This window comes from Ensifer sp. ZNC0028 (assembly GCF_000799055.1).
Classification (GTDB): Bacteria; Pseudomonadota; Alphaproteobacteria; order Rhizobiales; family Rhizobiaceae; genus Ensifer.
The window spans coordinates 1-281 of record NZ_JTLA01000300.1 but is presented as its reverse complement, the minus strand read 5'-3'; the positions used below and the strand labels follow the sequence as shown (position 1 = coordinate 281).

Annotated in this window: 1 protein-coding gene; it reads left to right on the top strand. The window is 66.2% G+C overall.

Going from position 1 to position 281, the window contains the following annotated elements; all coding sequences use genetic code 11:
- Positions 1-281, top strand: a 281-nt coding sequence (locus tag L981_RS33105; protein ID WP_043627343.1) for a glycosyltransferase, incomplete at both ends; no start/stop codon positions are given.

The following is a 281-nucleotide window of genomic DNA, read 5'->3' as shown; positions in this document are numbered from 1 at the left end:
GAAGGCGAAGCGAGAAAAGCGCTGGAAGCCCAGCGCGACGCGCTTGGCCTTGCTGACCGGGTGGAAATGCCGGGCGTCACGCCGAAACCCGGCCTCTGGGTCGAAACCGCCGACCTCTTCGTCCTGTCATCCCGCTACGAAGGCTGGGGCATCGCCCTGCTCGAAGCCATGGCCGCAGGCCTCCCCGTCGTCTCGTTTGCCTGCGATTGGGGCCCGACCGACATGATCGCCCAAGGCGAAGACGGCATCCTCGTCGAAAACGGCAACATCGACGCCCTGGC